The organism is Metabacillus mesotrionivorans (genome assembly GCF_052171315.1).
Taxonomy (GTDB): Bacteria; Bacillota; Bacilli; order Bacillales; family Bacillaceae; genus Bacillus_P.
Genome location: NZ_JBQMFF010000005.1, coordinates 218798 through 235798, shown reverse-complemented (window position 1 = coordinate 235798; position 17001 = coordinate 218798). Strand labels below are relative to the sequence as shown.

Here is a 17001-nt window from a genome sequence, read left to right as displayed (position 1 = left end):
TTTTTGTCTATCATGATCGTAATAAGTTTTCAGAATATACACAAACTTCTATTTTCCTATTTTCTAAAAATGAAAGTTGTGTCCATTTGCCTACTCTTTTTTTGACACAGATTGACAATTTCATGAAATTCATAGACTTCTACCTGGTTAACGTTTAAAATCATCAAAGAGTGTTTTTTAAAAAGACAGACATGAGGTGAATGGAATTTTGAATTTGTGGGAGATTTTTGTTGCAGTTGTACTTGGCATTGTGGAAGGATTAACAGAGTTTGCACCGGTATCTTCTACTGGACATATGATTATATTTGATGATCTGCTGTTTCAGTCAAAAGACATTTTTGGCCCGGAAGTTGCCAATACCTTTAAAATTGTCATTCAGCTTGGTTCAATTTTAGCGGTTGTCATCATCTTCAAAGACAGATTTCTAAGCCTGCTTGGATTAAAAAAGGAAACGGAAGCAAGGAAAGAATCAAAACTGAAACTGTCTCAGGTTATCATCGGTTTGCTGCCGGCAGCGGTCCTTGGCTTTCTGTTTGAAGATATCATCGACACGTACTTATTTACGATTAATTACGTGGTGTTAAGTTTGCTTGCTGGTGCCGTTTTAATGATTGTTGCCGACTTTGTTCAGAAACGCCGCACAATCACGACGAAAAGTGTGGACCAGATTACAAATAAACAGGCTCTAATTGTCGGTCTTGTACAGTGTATTGCATTATGGCCGGGATTTTCACGTTCCGGATCGACGATGTCTGCAGGCGTCATGCTCGGCATGAACCACAGAACAGCATCAGACTTCACGTTTATTATGGCCGTGCCGATTATGGCCGGAGCAAGCGGACTTTCCTTAATTAAAAACTGGGAGTACTTTTCTTTGGACGCCCTGCCGTTTTTCATTGCCGGATTTATCAGTGCATTCATTGTTGCACTCATTTCCATCCGTTTCTTCCTGGCTCTGATCAACAAAATAAAGCTTGTGCCGTTTGCGATTTACCGCATCGTGCTTGCAGCCGTTATATATTTCGTATTCTTGTAAAAGAGAAAGAGCAAATCCACGGGGATTTGCTCTTTTTGTATGGAAAAATTACACGTATAAATCAAATTTAGCTGTCAGTGTTTCTACACGGTTTTTAGCTTCCTCAAGTTTCGTCTCATCTTCAGGGTTGCTGAGCGCAAGCACCATAATAGAAGCAATTTCATCCATGTCCTCAAGACCGAAGCCTCTGCTTGTTACTGCAGCCGTTCCGATGCGCACGCCGCTTGTCACAAACGGGCTTTCAGGATCAAATGGAATCGTGTTTTTGTTCACTGTAATGCCGACATCATCAAGTACTTTCTCAGCTACTTTTCCAGTCAGGCCAAGTGAGCGGACATCAATCAGAATGAGGTGGTTGTCCGTTCCGTCAGATACGAGATTCAGACCCTGGCTTTTCAGACCTTCAGCCAGACGGTTGGCATTGGCAATAATGTTTGATGCATATGTTTTGAACTCATCCTGCAGGACTTCTCCAAACGAAACAGCTTTTGCAGCGATCACATGCATAAGCGGACCACCCTGAATGCCCGGGAAGATGGATTTGTCGATTTTCTTAGCAAATTCTTCTTTGCAGAGAATCATGCCGCCGCGCGGACCGCGAAGCGTTTTATGCGTTGTTGTTGTCACAAAATCAGCATACGGGACAGGGTTCTCATGAAGGCCTGCAGCAACGAGGCCTGCAATGTGGGCCATATCGACCATAAAGTAAGCGCCGACTTCATCTGCAATTTCACGGAACTTCTTGAAGTCAATGGCACGCGGATAAGCACTCGCACCTGCTACAATCAGCTTCGGCTTGTGAAGGCGTGCTTTTTCAAGGACGTCTTCGTAATTGATGCGGTGTGTTTCTTTATCAACGCCATACTCAACGAAATTGTACTGAACTCCGCTGAAGTTAACCGGGCTGCCGTGAGTTAAGTGGCCGCCGTGTGAAAGGTTCATGCCAAGAACCGTATCTCCATGCTCAAGAATCGTGAAGTAAACAGCCATATTCGCCTGTGCGCCTGAATGAGGCTGCACATTGACGTGCTCAGCACCAAAGATTTCTTTCGCGCGGTCTCTTGCAATGTTTTCCACAACATCTACGTGCTCACATCCGCCATAATAGCGGCGTCCAGGATAGCCTTCTGCATACTTGTTTGTTAACACAGAGCCCTGGGCTTCCATGACTGCTTCTGTTACGAAGTTTTCAGACGCGATCAGCTCAATTTTCGTGCGCTGGCGCTGCAGTTCATCCTGGATTGCTTCAAATACACTAGTATCCTGCTTGCTTAAATGTTTCATGCTAAGAATCCCCCTATCCAATTCAAACGATTTTGCTGACAATTTCACATTTTCATTCATCTACATTGTACACGTTCAGATAGAAGAATGTAATAGATTTATGCGTGATTTTCGTTTAATTGCGTTATTTTTGATAAAAAAGCACTAAAATAACGAATAAAACACATCTATATAATTTTATCGTTCGTATTTATAACGTGCATTGTTGATTCTCTTTTTTTGAAGCAGAATATACCGCTCTCTCTCCGCCAATCAGCTTGGGACGGGTTTTCGCCATCGTCACATGGGCATGTCCGACTTGGTGTAAAGAGCTTCTTACCGGAACCGCCACATGCTTTAGGTGCATGCCGATAAAGGTATCGCCTATATCTATTCCGCCGTCCGCCTTAATAAACTCAACAACGGCAGGATTTTTAAAAACGGAATAGGCGTATGTGGCCATTGCCCCTCCCGCTGAGCGGACAGGTGTAACCGTTACTTCATCAAGCCCGTATTTCTCAGCCGTTTCCCGCTCCACCACAAGGGCTCTGTTTAAATGTTCACAGCACTGAAAAGCGAGATGTACGCCAGTCCGCTCTTTAAAAGCTTCAAGCTCTGAAAAGATCATCTCCGCCACATCAGTGGTACCTGCTGTACCAATCTTTTTGCCAATCACTTCACTCGTGCTGCAGCCGACCGCAAACACCATGCCGGGTCTGAAAGAGGACTGCTCCTCCAAGTCGGCAAGCATGGTTCCAAGCTGAACCTTCCACTCCTGAATGTCAGTCATTTTCTCTTCACCCTCAGAGCTTATTTTCAAACTCAGTGATTTTATTCACGCGGTTTTCATGCCGTCCGCCTTCAAACTCAGTTGTCAGCCAGATTTTCGCAATTTCGCGTGCAAGGCCGGGCCCGATGACGCGCTCGCCCATCGCAAGCATGTTGCTGTTATTGTGCTCACGCGTTGCCTTCGCACTGAACGTATCGTGCACAAGCGCACAGCGGATGCCCTTCACTTTATTGGCAGAAATGCTCATGCCGATACCAGTTCCGCAAATCAGAATGCCGCGGTCAAATTCCCCGCTTGCCACTTTTTCAGCAACAGGAAGTGCATAGTCAGGATAATCAACCGACGTTTCGCACTCACAGCCGAAATCTTCATATGGAATATTCATCTCGTCCATCAAGCTTTTTATTTCCTCGCGCAGTCTCAGACCGCCGTGATCAGATGCAATCGCAATTTTCATGAAAATACCCTCCACATTAATTAGTCTTTGAGCTTATCCATTAATCGTACAATCATCTTCTCCAAGTCTTCGCGTGTCATTCTGTATACCTCAAGCGACCCGCCGAACGGATCCATCACATCCCTGCGTGAATGCTCATCTTCGGCGGTAAATTCTGAAAGCGTAAACGTTTTTTCAATCGCCTGCGGATACCTTTCAAAAATCAGCTCTTTATGGCTTTCTGTCATCGTCAGAATGTAGGTTGCCCACTTGATATGCTCTTCGTCCAGCAGAGAAGACTGATGACTGCACGCAATGCCCTTTTCATCAAGCGCCTGTTTGGCAAAATGCGAAGCATCGCTGCCGTGGCTTGCAAACACACCGGCAGACTTAACGGACAGCTGCCTGTCTTCTTTCATATGATTCAACAATGCTTCAGCCATCGGGCTTCTGCATGTATTTCCCGTACAAACAAAAAGGATATTCGTCATTCGTGTTCCCCCTTTTCTGTTATTATAACCTGAAAAACGCCAGGAACATAGTCACCCGTCTTCTTACCATTTTTGACTGAAAAAGATAGAATGTATGCCTATTTTAGCGCACAAAAAAAGCCCGTTTCCGGACCTTTCCCTACATCGGAAAAATAAGCTTCAGCCCAAAGCCGAGCAGAATACTTCCGCCAAGCGCCTCGCCGTATGTACCAAGCCAGGTTTGAACGCGTCTGCCAATCAACAGGCCGGTCCACGTGAGGAGCATACTCACAACCCCGAACATCAAAATGGTCAAAAGCGTCCTCGCCCCATAAATCCCAAGCGTCAGGCCAACTGAAAAACTGTCGAGGCTGACACTGAGCGCGAAAAAAAGCAAGCCGAATCCAACTGGAGTGATCATTGATTCTTGATCCTTTTTAAATGAGGCAAGAATCATCTGGACTCCAAGAATGATAAGCAGCGCTCCGCCTGCAAGCGAAGCAATATGGCCGAATGTTCCTGAAAGCACTTTGCCGATCCACATTCCGGCGAGCGGCATCCATATATGAAACAGGCCGATTGTCAGGCCAATATAAAAAATCTGCCGAAGCCTGAGTTTGATCATCCCCATGCCAAGTCCGACCGAAAATGCATCCATTCCAAGCGCAAATGCCATCATAAATAACGTAATCAGTTCGCCAATCAATGCTTCCAGATTCATATACAAGCCTCCCCGGACACGCCTCAATCAAACTTATGCATGTCCGGGAAGGCTTAGAACATTTCAATTTTCCGGTTTGGACAATTCGTCCTATTCTTTTATTAAACGGTGGCCAGCCGCCTTCATAAGCCTGTTCATCACTGCCTGGCCGACACCGGCTGACGAAAAACTTTCGCTGAAAATACAGTCTACATCCGTTTCATTGAATTCCCTCAAAACGTCGTAAAGCTCTGCAGCGACTGTCTGCATGTCCTCTCTGCTTCCGCAGGAAAGGACGACGTCGGCCTCATAGCTACCTGCCGTCTCTTTTGCAGAGAGAACGCCGACTTTTTTCCCTGCGCTTTTTGCCTCGCTGATAATTTTCTGAAGGAAAGAAGGCGTGCCTTCCACAATCGTCATCGGTGCAGACGGGGCGTAGTGTGTATACTTCATTCCCGGTGATTTTGGCGCCTGGTTCTCGTCAACCAGCGCCTGGTCAACGGTGACTTCTCCAATCAGTGTTTCAAGCTGTTCCTTTGTAACGCCGCCCGGTCTCAGGATGACAGGGATTTGCTGCGTGCAGTCCAAAACGGTTGATTCAACGCCTACGCCCGTTGATCCGCCGTCTACTATTCCGGCAATTCTTCCATTCAAATCATCAAAAACATGTGACGCCCGTGTCGGGCTTGGTTTTCCCGAGAGATTCGCACTCGGTGCTGCTACCGGGAGATTCGCTTCCTTTATTAGTGCAAGCGCAAGCGGATGATCCGGCATTCTCACTGCCACTGTATCAAGTCCGGCTGTTACACGGTCTGACAAACCGGCTCTTTTGGGCAATACAAATGTAATTGGCCCCGGCCAAAGAGCGTGAATCAGTTTATCCACATAAGCAGGCACATGCGATGCAATCTCATGCAGCTGTTCAATGGATGCAATGTGGACAATCAGGGGATTATCACTAGGTCTGCCTTTAGCCTCATAGATTTTACCCACAGCTTCGTCCGATTTTGCGTTGGCACCAAGGCCGTAAACCGTCTCCGTAGGAAAAGCAACAACCTCATTTTCCCTTAATTTTGCTGCTGCCTGTGCAATTTGTGGATAACTTGAAGATAAATCCTCCAAATTATCCACAATCCAAACATTCGTCTTCATTTTCCTTACTCTCCTGTCTAACATGTGAATAACTTTGTATTTCCCGCACTTTTCATTCATTCCTCATGAAAGTATAAAAGAACCCCTAAAAGAATACAAGCCTTATCCACAAATTGTGGATAAGGCAAGTGAATTAGTGGATAACTATGTGGATATATCCACATCAGGATGTTTTTGCCATCACTTCTGCATGTTCCTTGCTGAAAGACTCTTTAAAATGCGCTGACTGCAGCAAATGCAGCGGAATGTTTTCTTTTTCCACAGCCTGAAAGCCAATGATGCTTAGAAAATCAACTGCACTTCTGCTGTTTGCCACAAGGTAACAGCTCCCCATCCCCTTTTCTTTCGCAAGCGCATAAACACTCTCAAAAAGAGAAAGCAGGTGCGCCTGGTTCATAGATTCCGAAACAGCAAGCGACCGAAGCAGGCCGTCCCCGCCGACTGGTTCCACACCCAACGTAGCCGTGATCTGTCCATCACTCTCAAGCAGAGCAAAACACTCCACAAACTCTTCCATTCCGTCCGATCTCAAGCCGGCTTTCTCAATAAACGCTTTTATAGCCTGTACATCCTTTTTTTCAGCAATTCTTAACTGGTAGTACATCCAATCCCTCCGTTTTTCGTTTCTACTTCACTCTATGACGAAAAATGATGGGATATGACTCAAGGTAAAATCCGTCTCTGAAAAAAAGAGAGACGTACGGTCAAACCGTACGCCTTTTACGAAAATACTCCTTCAAACCATTCTACTAGAAAGAATTTCACTTCTACTTCTTCTTTTTCCTCTTCTTCATCCACAATTAAGGATGTCACTTCTTCAGATGCTTTTTCCACTGTCTCTTCTTCATCTGCAAGCAATGAAACAAGCTCCTCAGATGCATCTGCCTCTTTTGCAGCAGGCGGCGTTTCTTCCTCAAGTTCAGCTGCCTGAACAGCCTGCCCGTTTGAAAAATCAAGGAAACATAGAGGCGGGAACAGTACACACCACCAGTTAGCGCCTTTTCCTTCGCCGAGCGTAATCAAAATCGCTTCATAATCACCGGCAGGGTAAATGTAGCTGCCGTACATCTTCGTCGGAAAGCTTACATTATTGAAATCAACCGTATACTCCTGAACCATGTTCTCTCTCTCAAGTGTCGCCTGGACAATCTTTTCAATCTCTGGAAGTCTTGACTTGATCAGCTCTCTGGCCTCTTCAACCGATGTCAGCTTCTCCACCCAAACCGTAATTTCCTTGTTTACCTCATCGCGGATCTTGCGCTTCAGCACCTGATCCTCTTCAGAGTCACTATTTGCCAGAATCCGCAGGCGAATCGCCTCTTCCGGAATCACAACCGCCTCATTCACCTGCTGCGCGCCAGCTGCGAGCGGCTCCTTATAAACGTTCATAACTGCCCCGATCATTAATAATGAAATATATATAAATGCCATATAATGCTTCTTCATTTTCATCACCATCCCCTTCTAGCAACCAGTATGGACAGGGAGGCAGAATCTTAAACTAGCTTTTTGAAAACTAGTAATCTATTTTTTTGAGTGTTTTGCAACTGAACAGTGTCCGACTCAGTTCAGGACTGAAAAGAAACTGATAAATGGTCAAGATCTTGCTAGTAAAAGAAGTAGTTTGGGGTTGGAATGGGGGTTGGGTGTAAATGAGGTAAAGTTGGTACGCAATCATTGTTGGATGTAAATACATTGAAGTTGGTTGTATTGTACGTGTTGTTGGTAGGTACCAGTATTCTCCGCAGCGGGACTGTTGCTGCACCTTAAACTAGTTGTCCGACGCGGTCCAGAATCGCAAATCAACTGATAAATGCCCAAGATCTTGCTAGAAAAAGAGGTAGTTTGCGGTTGGAGTGGGGGTTGGCTGTAAATGGGGCAAAGTTGGTTGTTATGCAATCATTGTTGGTTGTAAATCCATTGAAGTTGGTTGTATTGTACGTGTTGTTGGTTGTTACACAAGTATTCTCCGCAGCGGGACAGCTGCTGCACCTTAAATTAGCTGTCCGATGCAGTCCAGAATCGCAAATCAACTGATAAATGCCCAAGATCTTGCTAGAAAAAGAGGTAGTTTGCGGTTGGATTGGAGGTTGGGTGTAAATGAGGTAAAGTTGGTTGTTATGCAATCATTGTTGGTTGTAAATCCATTGAAGTTGGTTGTATTGTACGTGTTGTTGGTAGTTACACATCTATTCTCCGCAGCGGGGCTGCTGCTAATATATTTTCTCGCCGGTACTTGTCTAAAAATAATATTTACGCGAAGAAATCACATCATTTATTGTTCAAAATACTCTTTTCTCTTAAGCAAAAAGCAAATAGTACGCACTTAAAACTGAAGATCCCGCCTAAAAAGGTTTTTCAAATTGACCATTGAATACAATTAGATGATTAAAATAAAAAGGAGAATACGATGATCAAAAAAGAAAGAGAAATTCCCATCAAGTTACTGAAACTTGAAGCGTTGATCAGGCGCTTGCCTATGAATCATCCTAAACGGGGAAAAATTGAAGAGGAAATAGCAAAATTGCGAGCTGGATTCAGAGGAGAGCAATCCATTGACTACTATCTTAAAGATCAGAAAAACTATTTCATTTTCCACAGCCTGAGACTGCAGCACCGCACCTCTGATTTTTTCCAAATGGATACTTTGCTTTTACATGAAAGCCATGTCATCATCCTTGAAATAAAGAATGCGAGCGGAACCCTTTGTTTTGACCGTACGTTTCACCAGCTGATCCGGACTCAAAACGGGAAAGAGGATGCTTTTTCTGATCCGATTGAACAGGTTTATCGTCACCAAAAATTGCTGAGACACTGGCTTGCCCAGCACCAGTTCCCGAACCTCCCCGTTTATACACTGGTTGTTATCAGCCATCCCTCGACCATCATCAAGTCTATTCCACCTTACTCTGAAACTGTAGCAAAAACGGTTCTTCACTCTTCTCAGTTAATCAGCAGATTGGAACTTTTAAGCAAGCGTCCGCACAATTTTTCCTTATCCACAAGGGAAAAGAATAAACTCTCAAAGCATTTGATCAAAAGTCATATTCCTGCAAACCCGGATGTATTGGCTCAATTTAAACTATCAGCAGACGATTTAATACCAGGGGTACAATGTCCATCCTGCAAGCAATTTCCGATGAAAAGGAAATACGGACTTTGGTTATGCAGCCTTTGCCGGACCACCAGTAAAGACGCACACATTCCTGCAATAAATGATTATGAGCTCCTGATATCAGATACGATTTCAAACCTCGAGCTTCGGCGTTTTCTAAAAATCTCCTCGTCTCAGCATGCTACACGTATTCTCCTCTCCCTCAACCTTCAGTCTACAGGCACTTACCGTAACCGCCGCTATCTTCTTCAACAGAAAAAAACGCCTCAATCGTGAGGCGTTTCTTCTACTACAGCAAATACCATTCTGTCCTTGCCGTTGATGTCGTATCTGACTTCAGCCTGTGCGTGCGGAAGCTGTTCAAGCAGGAGTGCTTTAACGTCTTCACCCTGACCTGCTCCGACTTCGAATGCAATTAAGGCACGGGTGCTGATGACGCGCGGAATGTCAGCTGCCAGTCTGCGGTAAAAATCCAGTCCGTCTACTCCTCCTGCAAGCGCGCGGTGCGGTTCATGGTCTCTTACGACCGGTGAAAGCTCAAGCACTTCTGCATCCGGGATATACGGAGGGTTCGAGACTACCACATCCATTTTCGTTCCGCTTTCCATCACCGGCTCTAGCAAGTCTCCATGCATGAATTCCACTTCAGCTCCAAGGCTTTCTGCGTTCATGCTTGCGACTTCAAGCGACTCAGGTGCAATATCGACAGCCCTTACTTTAAAAGCAGGATTTTCAAGTGCGAGGGAAATGGCAATAGCTCCGCTGCCTGTCCCGATGTCCGCTGCAGCAATCGTTTCATAGCCTTTAAACAGGCTTTTCGCTTTAAGCAAAATCCCTTCAACCAGTTCCTCTGTTTCAGGGCGGGGAATTAACACTTCTTTATTGACCGTAAACGAGCGGCCGTAAAACTCTTCTGATCCAATCATGTGCTGGACAGGGACTCCGTCGGCATGACGGTGAACGTCTGCTTTGAATGGTTCCCAGACTCCGTCAGGCAGTTCCATCCTCAGAGAGGCAAGCATTTCCGAACGGCTCATGTTCAGATGGTGGCGAAGCAGGAGCTCTCCCGCATTATGATCACGCTCTGCTTCTGCCAAAAAAGAAGAAGCCCACTTCAGGGCTTCGTACACCTTAATCATGCTTAACGGTCTGCCTGGTCGAGTCTGCTTGACTGATCCTCTACGATTAGAGCATCAACAAACTCATCCAGTTTCCCCTGCAGGATCTGATCAAGCTTTTGGATCGTCAGGCCAATGCGGTGGTCTGTTACACGGTTTTGCGGGAAGTTGTACGTGCGGATCCGTTCTGAACGGTCACCAGTACCGACAGCAAGCTTCCGGTTTTGATCGTATTCAGCCTGTGCCTCGCGCTGGAATTTGTCATATACGCGCGCGCGGAGTACTTTCATGGCTTTTTCTTTGTTTTTAATCTGTGATTTTTCATCCTGGCAGGAAACCACTGTTCCTGTCGGCAAATGCGTCAGGCGTACGGCTGACATTGTCGTGTTAACACTCTGTCCGCCCGGTCCGCTTGAAGTAAATGTATCGACGCGGATGTCTTTATCATGAATTTCCACTTCCACTTCCTCCGCTTCCGGAAGGCAGACAACCGTCGCTGTAGACGTGTGAATTCTTCCGCCGGATTCTGTTTCAGGGACACGCTGCACACGGTGTGCACCGTTTTCATATTTAAGCTTTGAGAATGCGCCGTTTCCGTTGATCATAAAGATGATCTCTTTATAGCCGCCTACACCGGTAGTAGTGGCTTCCATGACTTCTGTCTTCCACCCTTGAGCTTCCGCAAAACGGCTGTACATGCGGTAAAGGTCTCCTGCAAACAGGGCTGCTTCGTCTCCGCCTGCAGCGCCGCGGATCTCCATGATAACGTTTTTGTCATCGTTAGGGTCCTTCGGAATCAGAAGAATCTTCAGGCGTGCAGCCAGGTCTTTCTCCTGTGACTGAAGCTCAGAAAGCTCCTCCTTCACCATGTCGCGCATATCAGCGTCCAGCTTGTCATCAAGCATGGCTTTGGCGTCGTCAATCTGTTCTTTTACTGATTTATATTCACGGTATACGTCAACTGTTTCCTGCAAATCGGATTGTTCTTTTGAATATTCACGGAGCTTCTTTGAATCGTTGATAATATCAGGATCCATCAAGAGTCCGTTTAGCTTTTCGTAGCGGTCTTCTACGGATTGTAAGCGGTCCAGCACGTTATTCACCTCTATTTTCGTCCATAACGTTATAATTATAGTATAGGTTATTCAAAGCGTCAAAAGCAAATCGCTCGAAAAGCGGAATTGCTCGTTTAGACCTGACAGGCAGAAAAGAAAGGACCATTACCATGAACATCCAAAAAGTGCACCACATCGCCATTATTTGTACAGATTATGAGGTTTCAAAGGAGTTTTATGTGAAAAAGCTTGGTTTTGGCATTTTGAACGAGGCATACAGATCAGAAAGAGATTCATACAAGCTCGATCTTGCTGTCAGCGATCACACTCAAATTGAGCTGTTTTCTTTTCCTTCCCCGCCGGAGCGCCCTTCGCGTCCTGAGGCGGCAGGTCTCAGACACCTTGCTTTCTCTGTTGAAAATATAGATGATGCAGTCGCAGAGCTGAATGCGCTGGGCATTGAGACGGAACCGATCCGGGTGGATGAGTTTACAGAGAGAAAATTTACGTTTTTCCAGGATCCGGACGGGCTGCCGCTTGAGCTGTATGAGGATTAAGTCGAAAGAGCTGGCGGAATTCGTAAAATCAGCACTTTCTTTGGCGAATTGATTCTTCTTTTGTCTGGCCGGAAGGGATCGGACTTTCTCTTATCGAACATGTTGATCATCGTGTTTTGTATGTTTCGGGAAAACTGGACAAGGGGGAATGGAGATGAATACAAGCCAGGTTGCCAAACTGCTGGGTGTTTCGCCGAAAACCGTTCAGCGCTGGGTAAAGCAGCTGAATCTTCAGATGGAGCGGAATGAGCTTGGTCATTACTTTTTTACGGATGAGGATATTAACACACTTCGGGATATTAAGGATCAGCTGGGTAAGGGGATTCTTTTTCAGGAAGTAAAAGTAACGGAGAAAAAACCGCCTAGAAAAGCGGTCGTAAAAACAGCGGAAGCGCCACCCGCTGATCTTGATTATGAGGAAATTATGCAAAAGCTGAAGGCGCTGGACCAAAAAATCGGCAGCAAGGCAGACAGTGTCGTCTCCTATCAGCTTCTGCAGCACCGGAGAGAAATTGAAGAACTGAACAGCCGCATTGAAGAGCTTGAAGCTAAAGTACAGACACTTGAGAAGCAGAAAGAAAAGCATCCGATTGAGCATGCTCTAGTGTTTGACCATGTAAAACCGCCTAAAAAACAGAAAAGAAGAAGTCTGATCAGCTCTCTTTTCAGCTTCTGAACAAAACAAAAACTCGTTTAATCAGAAACGAGTTTTTTATTTTGCCTCCAAGTCGACATGAACGTCATATCTCGGGATGATGTTCTGCATTTTTCTCTGCAGTTCTTCCTGTTTGTCACGCATCTCCTCATCCGTCATATCTTTTGAGGACACAACATCCACGCTGATTTTTCCGCCGTTCATCGTGATGTTCTCGATTTTCAGTGACGGGTCATTGCGGATGACCTCCCGCAGTTTATCCATTTCGTCTTCGTTCTGCTCCCTGTTTTTAGACAGATTCAGAAAGTTCGGGTTCTGCTCGGTTGTTCCCCGGTTATTGGAAACACTCTCCCCTGTCCTTCTCAGCTCGCTGCCCTTGTCTGATTCAGGCTGAATCTCTGATTGATTCGATGGATTGTCGCATGCCCCGAGAACCAGGATTAAAAAAAGGATCCATAACATTTTCATAAAAACACCTCCATTTGTAAGGTGCCCAAAAGGTTATGAAAAAAAGCTGCCCTTTGAAAAATTCAGGCAGCTTTCATCTTTATGACAAATTTTGTGTTTCCGGCTCTGATTGTTTTGACTGAGCCGGCTTTTCCGGCACCTCGTGATGGTGGCGGCATCTTGGTTCGTATGATTCAGAAGCACCGACCAGAATAATTGGATCATGGTAGGATGCAGGCTTTCCGTTGATCAGCCTCTGCGTTCTGCTCGCAGGTGAACCGCACACTGAGCAGACGGCCTGAAGCTTTGTGACGAGTTCCGCAACGGCCATCAACGCAGGAACAGTGCCAAACGGCTCTCCTCTGAAATCCTGGTCAAGCCCTGCAGCGATGACGCGGTAGCCCTGATTGGCAAGTGATGTGACGACCTGGACAATTTCATCGTCAAAAAATTGCACTTCATCAACCGCAATCACGTCTGTTTCTGGTGTAATGTATTTAAAAAGGTCGCTTGAAGAAGCAACGGCATGACTGATGACGGCCGTGCCATTATGCGAAACAACCTCATCTTCACTGTAGCGATTGTCGATGGCAGGCTTGAATACTTTCACTTCCTGCTTGGCAAACTGCGCACGGCGGACTCTTCTGATCAGTTCTTCAGATTTACCTGAGAACATGCTTCCGCAGATGACCTCAAGCCACCCGCTTTGTTTCATAACATACATGAAAACGGCCTCTCCCTTCATTTCTTAAACGTTGTTCTATTGGCCCCGAGCCTTTTGCTGTTTTCTATCTTTAAATGAACGGAATGACGTTCATTGTAAGGTTCCATATGTACATGGATACTGCTTATTATGGCTGTTTTTCCCAAAAATAGCGGGAAACGGCGTAAAAAAACAGGCAAGACAGAAATCTTGCCTGTTTCCTTCAATCTATAATTATTTAAGACCGTATTTTTTGTTGAAGCGATCAACACGACCGTCAGCAGAAGCGAACTTTTGACGTCCTGTGTAGAATGGATGGCACTCAGAGCAAACCTCGATGCGCACCTCGTCTTTTACAGAACCAGTTTCAAATTCATTTCCGCAAGCACATTTAACCATAACTTTTTTATAGTTAGGATGGATAGCTGCTTTCATTCCGTTTCATCTCCTTCCGCCCTGATTCGTTTACCGAAACAGAGTTATCATTTCCAGAAGAGGTTCTTCCGGAAAAGCACATAAAAAAAGTATAACAAGCTTCCAGTTAATTTGCAACTAATTTTACAATCGTTTTCCGGAAACGCCTGCTGCCTTCCATTCCGCATCAAGAATACTGAAGAATTCTTCGTTGGATTTGGAGTTGCGCAGTTTTTTCAGGAACTTTTCAGCAAAATCAGGCGAATCTGACATTGATTTCCGGATGGCCCACAGCTTCTCAAGGTGATCTTTCGGAATAAGAAGTTCTTCCTTGCGGGTACCTGAGCGGCGAATATCAATGGCCGGGAAGATGCGTTTTTCTGCAAGGGAGCGGTCAAGATGAAGCTCCATATTGCCTGTTCCTTTAAACTCTTCATAGATCACATCATCCATGCGGGATCCTGTATCAACAAGAGCAGTCGCAAGAATGGTGAGGCTTCCACCCTCTTCAATGTTCCGCGCAGCACCGAAGAAGCGCTTTGGACGATGGAACGCAGCCGGATCAATACCGCCTGAGAGTGTGCGTCCGCTTGGCGGAATCACAAGGTTGTACGCACGGGCAAGACGTGTAATGCTGTCCATAAGGATAATAACGTCCTTCTTATGCTCGACAAGGCGCATCGCACGTTCAAGAACAAGCTCAGCAACCTTGATGTGGTTTTCAGGAACCTCATCAAACGTTGAGCTGACAACGTCTCCTGCTACAGAACGCTCAATGTCCGTTACTTCCTCAGGACGCTCGTCAATGAGGAGAACAATCAGTTCAGCTTCCGGATGATTGGTTGTCACGCTGTTGGCGATTTCTTTCAGCAGCATCGTTTTACCTGCTTTTGGAGGCGCAACGATCAGACCGCGCTGTCCGAATCCAACAGGAGCAATCACATCCATGATGCGTGTTGAAAGGTCGCTCGGTTTTGTTTCAAGGATGATTTGGCGGTTCGGATAAAGCGGCGTCAAAGCCGGGAAATGAACACGCTCTTTCGCAGACTCAGGGTCATCTCCGTTAACGGCTTCCACATGAAGCAGGCCGTAGTAACGCTCGTTTTCCTTTGGCGGACGGACTTTTCCGGACACCTTGTCCCCATTCCGCAAATCAAAACGGCGGATCTGTGAGGCCGAAATATAAATATCCTCAGAGCTTGGAGAATAGTTGATAGGTCTTAAGAACCCGAATCCTTCAGACTGAATGATTTCAAGAACGCCTTCCATGAACAATAAGTCCTCTTGCTCAGCGTTCGCTTTTAAAATGGCAAAAATCAATTCTTTTTTCGTCAGCTTGCTGTAATACGACACTTTGTAATGACGTGCAAGCTCATATAATTCTTTTAATTTCAGATGTTCGAGATTGGAAATAGAAACCTCGCTCATAACAGCACCACACTTTATAAATTATAAAAACAGTTGTTCTTCCATCTATATGCGAGAAAAAAACTAGTAAATGGATCAGATATAGAGAAGAAAGAGAAGATAGGCTAGAAGTAGGAAAAGCAGTGTGAAAGGCAGCCCTTTCAAATTACGCAGCACTCTTTAGTTTTACCTTATTTGACTGATTTAATCAATAAGTTTTGGGTTTTGAAATGAGATTGAAACAAACGAAATGCGGAATCAGCCGGTTAGCTCCGATAGGCAGATAAGAAATCGAACAGAAAGGCCGGGTTTGCCTTTTCGGGCGATTTTGTTCTGACAGAGGAGTTGGCTGATGCAGCTGGACACCACAAAATGCGGAATCGCCTTGGTCAGCTCCGAAGGGCAGAAAAGGATCCGTCAGAAAAAGCCGGGTTTGCTTTTTTTGCCGGAGCCGTTCTGGCCAAGGAGTTAGGCGATGCAGCTGGACACCACGAAATGCGGAATCAGCCGGTTAGCTCCGATAGGCAGATAAGAAATCGAACGGAAAGGCCTGGTTTGCCTTTTCGGGCGATTTTGTTCTGACGGAGGAGTTGGCTGATGCAGCTGGACACCACGAAATGCGGAACCGCCTTTATCTCTTCCACAATAAAAAACAGCCGGAAATAGAACAAACCATTTCTATACCCGGCTGTCTGCAGCGTGGCTGCGTTTTACTTTATGACAAGGTTCGGTTTTTTGCTTAGGCTGTGGGTTCCGTCGATAAAGCGGACGGTTCCTGATTTGGCACGCATGACGAGGGATTGAGTCGTTCCCGCAGTGCCTGTAAACTGAACGCCCTTCAGCAGCTCGCCGTCAGTAACGCCGGTTGCTGCGAAGATCGCGTCATCGCCTTTTACAAGGTCCTCCATGCGGAGAACTTTGCTTGTGTCGATGCCCATTTTCTCGCATCGTGCGATTTCTTCGTCATTTTGCGGAAGAAGCTTACCCTGGATTTCTCCGCCGAGGCATTTTAGGGCAACTGCCGCAAGTACGCCTTCAGGTGCGCCGCCTGAACCGAACAGGATGTCGACGCCAGTGTGATCAAAAGCCGTATTGATGGCACCTGCGACATCACCGTCATTGATCAGCTTGATGCGTGCGCCTGCATCGCGAAGCTCTTTAATGATATGCTCATGTCTTTCGCGGTTTAAGATTGTGGCGACGACATCTTCTACATTTTTGTTTTTAGCTTTTGCAACCGCCTTAAGGTTGTCAATGATTGGAGCGTTAATATCAATGCAGCCTACTGCTTCAGGACCGACTGCAATTTTGTCCATGTACATATCCGGTGCATTCAGAAGGTTGCCGTGGTCTGCAATTGCGATAACAGCAAGGGCATTCCAGCCGCCGGAGGCAACGATATTTGTTCCTTCAAGCGGATCAACAGCAACGTCAACGCGCGGGCCATAGCCTGTCCCAAGCTTTTCACCGATATAGAGCATCGGCGCTTCATCCATTTCGCCTTCCCCGATTACAACCGTTCCTTTCATCGGAATGGTGTCAAAAACATCTCTCATGGCAGATGTTGCAGCATCGTCTGCTTCGTCTTTTTTCCCGCGTCCCATCCAGCGTGCAGATGCAAGTGCCGCTGCTTCTGTTACACGGACTAGCTCCATTGATAAACTTCTCTCCATTGTTTCTTCC

Annotated in this window: 19 protein-coding genes; 4 read left to right on the top strand and 15 right to left on the bottom strand. The window is 45.9% G+C overall.

Annotation, left to right across the window (positions count from 1 at the left end; all coding sequences use genetic code 11):
* The first annotated feature begins 214 nt into the window (after window positions 1-214).
* Window positions 215-1036: an undecaprenyl-diphosphate phosphatase gene (locus ACTSEZ_RS15400; protein ID WP_369735144.1), complete on the top strand. Its 822-nt coding sequence runs from the start codon at window positions 215-217 to the stop codon at window positions 1034-1036.
* Window positions 1037-1084: 48 nt separating this feature from the next.
* Here the strand turns inward: ACTSEZ_RS15400 and glyA are convergent, their stop codons facing one another.
* From glyA to spoIIR, 8 genes are all read right to left on the bottom strand, one after another.
* Window positions 1085-2320 carry a serine hydroxymethyltransferase gene (gene glyA / locus ACTSEZ_RS15395; protein WP_369735099.1) on the bottom strand — a complete coding sequence of 412 codons (1236 nt, stop codon included), beginning with the start codon at window positions 2318-2320 and terminating at the stop codon, window positions 1085-1087.
* A 190-nt stretch (window positions 2321-2510) separates the two neighbouring features.
* A complete protein-coding gene (locus tag ACTSEZ_RS15390) occupies window positions 2511-3089 on the bottom strand; it encodes a TIGR01440 family protein (RefSeq protein WP_369735098.1) in 579 nt (192 codons plus the stop codon).
* A 13-nt stretch (window positions 3090-3102) separates the two neighbouring features.
* Window positions 3103-3546, bottom strand: coding sequence for a ribose 5-phosphate isomerase B (rpiB, locus tag ACTSEZ_RS15385; RefSeq protein ID WP_369735097.1), 444 nt, complete (start codon window positions 3544-3546; stop codon window positions 3103-3105).
* A gap of 20 nt (window positions 3547-3566) precedes the next feature.
* On the bottom strand, window positions 3567-4016 hold the full coding sequence (locus ACTSEZ_RS15380; protein ID WP_369735096.1) for a low molecular weight protein arginine phosphatase: 450 nt from the start codon (window positions 4014-4016) through the stop codon (window positions 3567-3569).
* Window positions 4017-4155: 139 nt separating this feature from the next.
* The gene (locus ACTSEZ_RS15375; RefSeq protein WP_029283332.1) at window positions 4156-4716 is read right to left on the bottom strand and encodes a manganese efflux pump MntP; all 561 of its coding nucleotides are present in this window, start codon (window positions 4714-4716) and stop codon (window positions 4156-4158) included.
* 90 nt (window positions 4717-4806) lie between these two features.
* Window positions 4807-5847, bottom strand: coding sequence for an L-threonylcarbamoyladenylate synthase (locus tag ACTSEZ_RS15370; RefSeq protein WP_369735095.1), 1041 nt, complete (start codon window positions 5845-5847; stop codon window positions 4807-4809).
* Between the two features lie 163 nt (window positions 5848-6010).
* The gene (locus ACTSEZ_RS15365; RefSeq protein ID WP_369735093.1) at window positions 6011-6451 is read right to left on the bottom strand and encodes a GNAT family N-acetyltransferase; all 441 of its coding nucleotides are present in this window, start codon (window positions 6449-6451) and stop codon (window positions 6011-6013) included.
* Window positions 6452-6567: 116 nt separating this feature from the next.
* The gene (gene spoIIR / locus ACTSEZ_RS15360) at window positions 6568-7293 is read right to left on the bottom strand and encodes a stage II sporulation protein R (protein WP_369735142.1); all 726 of its coding nucleotides are present in this window, start codon (window positions 7291-7293) and stop codon (window positions 6568-6570) included.
* A 964-nt stretch (window positions 7294-8257) separates the two neighbouring features.
* Between spoIIR and ACTSEZ_RS15355 the strand changes: the two genes are divergently transcribed.
* Window positions 8258-9238: a nuclease-related domain-containing protein gene (locus tag ACTSEZ_RS15355; protein ID WP_369735091.1), complete on the top strand. Its 981-nt coding sequence runs from the start codon at window positions 8258-8260 to the stop codon at window positions 9236-9238.
* Here the strand turns inward: ACTSEZ_RS15355 and prmC are convergent.
* Window positions 9229-10098, bottom strand: coding sequence for a peptide chain release factor N(5)-glutamine methyltransferase (gene prmC / locus ACTSEZ_RS15350; protein WP_369735141.1), 870 nt, complete (start codon window positions 10096-10098; stop codon window positions 9229-9231). The genes ACTSEZ_RS15355 and prmC overlap by 10 nt on opposite strands.
* 5 nt (window positions 10099-10103) lie before the next feature.
* Entirely contained in the window at window positions 10104-11174 is a 1071-nt protein-coding gene (prfA, locus tag ACTSEZ_RS15345; protein WP_369735090.1) for a peptide chain release factor 1, read from the bottom strand.
* Window positions 11175-11305: 131 nt separating this feature from the next.
* On the opposite strand from prfA, the gene gloA2 reads away from it, so the two are divergent.
* The gene (gene gloA2, locus ACTSEZ_RS15340; RefSeq protein WP_369735088.1) at window positions 11306-11692 is read left to right on the top strand and encodes an SMU1112c/YaeR family gloxylase I-like metalloprotein; all 387 of its coding nucleotides are present in this window, start codon (window positions 11306-11308) and stop codon (window positions 11690-11692) included.
* Window positions 11693-11846: 154 nt separating this feature from the next.
* The gene (locus ACTSEZ_RS15335) at window positions 11847-12368 is read left to right on the top strand and encodes a MerR family transcriptional regulator (RefSeq protein ID WP_369735087.1); all 522 of its coding nucleotides are present in this window, start codon (window positions 11847-11849) and stop codon (window positions 12366-12368) included.
* A 36-nt stretch (window positions 12369-12404) separates the two neighbouring features.
* Here the strand turns inward: ACTSEZ_RS15335 and ACTSEZ_RS15330 are convergent, their stop codons facing one another.
* The 5 genes from ACTSEZ_RS15330 to glpX form a co-directional block, all read right to left on the bottom strand.
* Window positions 12405-12815 carry a hypothetical protein gene (locus ACTSEZ_RS15330; RefSeq protein WP_369735085.1) on the bottom strand — a complete coding sequence of 137 codons (411 nt, stop codon included), beginning with the start codon at window positions 12813-12815 and terminating at the stop codon, window positions 12405-12407.
* 79 nt (window positions 12816-12894) lie between these two features.
* Window positions 12895-13518, bottom strand: coding sequence for a thymidine kinase (locus tag ACTSEZ_RS15325; RefSeq protein WP_369735083.1), 624 nt, complete (start codon window positions 13516-13518; stop codon window positions 12895-12897).
* Window positions 13519-13731: 213 nt separating this feature from the next.
* The gene (gene rpmE, locus ACTSEZ_RS15320; protein ID WP_029283312.1) at window positions 13732-13932 is read right to left on the bottom strand and encodes a 50S ribosomal protein L31; all 201 of its coding nucleotides are present in this window, start codon (window positions 13930-13932) and stop codon (window positions 13732-13734) included.
* 123 nt (window positions 13933-14055) lie between these two features.
* Window positions 14056-15339 (bottom strand): transcription termination factor Rho, encoded by a 1284-nt coding sequence (rho, locus tag ACTSEZ_RS15315; protein ID WP_029283310.1) that lies wholly within the window; start codon window positions 15337-15339, stop codon window positions 14056-14058.
* A 689-nt stretch (window positions 15340-16028) separates the two neighbouring features.
* Complete coding sequence (gene glpX / locus ACTSEZ_RS15310) at window positions 16029-16991, bottom strand: class II fructose-bisphosphatase (protein ID WP_029283308.1); 963 nt, start codon at window positions 16989-16991, stop codon at window positions 16029-16031.
* Window positions 16992-17001: the final 10 nt, after the last annotated feature.

Coding starts and splice junctions, on each gene's coding strand:
- glyA (WP_369735099.1), bottom strand. CDS start 2,320: ATGAAACATTTAAGCAAGCAGGATACTAGTGTATTTGAAGCAATCCAG.
- ACTSEZ_RS15390 (WP_369735098.1), bottom strand. CDS start 3,089: ATGACTGACATTCAGGAGTGGAAGGTTCAGCTTGGAACCATGCTTGCC.
- rpiB (WP_369735097.1), bottom strand. CDS start 3,546: ATGAAAATTGCGATTGCATCTGATCACGGCGGTCTGAGACTGCGCGAG.
- ACTSEZ_RS15380 (WP_369735096.1), bottom strand. CDS start 4,016: ATGACGAATATCCTTTTTGTTTGTACGGGAAATACATGCAGAAGCCCG.
- ACTSEZ_RS15375 (WP_029283332.1), bottom strand. CDS start 4,716: ATGAATCTGGAAGCATTGATTGGCGAACTGATTACGTTATTTATGATG.
- ACTSEZ_RS15370 (WP_369735095.1), bottom strand. CDS start 5,847: ATGAAGACGAATGTTTGGATTGTGGATAATTTGGAGGATTTATCTTCA.
- ACTSEZ_RS15365 (WP_369735093.1), bottom strand. CDS start 6,451: ATGTACTACCAGTTAAGAATTGCTGAAAAAAAGGATGTACAGGCTATA.
- spoIIR (WP_369735142.1), bottom strand. CDS start 7,293: ATGAAGAAGCATTATATGGCATTTATATATATTTCATTATTAATGATC.
- ACTSEZ_RS15355 (WP_369735091.1), top strand. CDS start 8,258: ATGATCAAAAAAGAAAGAGAAATTCCCATCAAGTTACTGAAACTTGAA.
- gloA2 (WP_369735088.1), top strand. CDS start 11,306: ATGAACATCCAAAAAGTGCACCACATCGCCATTATTTGTACAGATTAT.
- ACTSEZ_RS15335 (WP_369735087.1), top strand. CDS start 11,847: ATGAATACAAGCCAGGTTGCCAAACTGCTGGGTGTTTCGCCGAAAACC.
- ACTSEZ_RS15330 (WP_369735085.1), bottom strand. CDS start 12,815: ATGAAAATGTTATGGATCCTTTTTTTAATCCTGGTTCTCGGGGCATGC.
- ACTSEZ_RS15325 (WP_369735083.1), bottom strand. CDS start 13,518: ATGTATGTTATGAAACAAAGCGGGTGGCTTGAGGTCATCTGCGGAAGC.
- rpmE (WP_029283312.1), bottom strand. CDS start 13,932: ATGAAAGCAGCTATCCATCCTAACTATAAAAAAGTTATGGTTAAATGT.
- rho (WP_029283310.1), bottom strand. CDS start 15,339: ATGAGCGAGGTTTCTATTTCCAATCTCGAACATCTGAAATTAAAAGAA.
- glpX (WP_029283308.1), bottom strand. CDS start 16,991: ATGGAGAGAAGTTTATCAATGGAGCTAGTCCGTGTAACAGAAGCAGCG.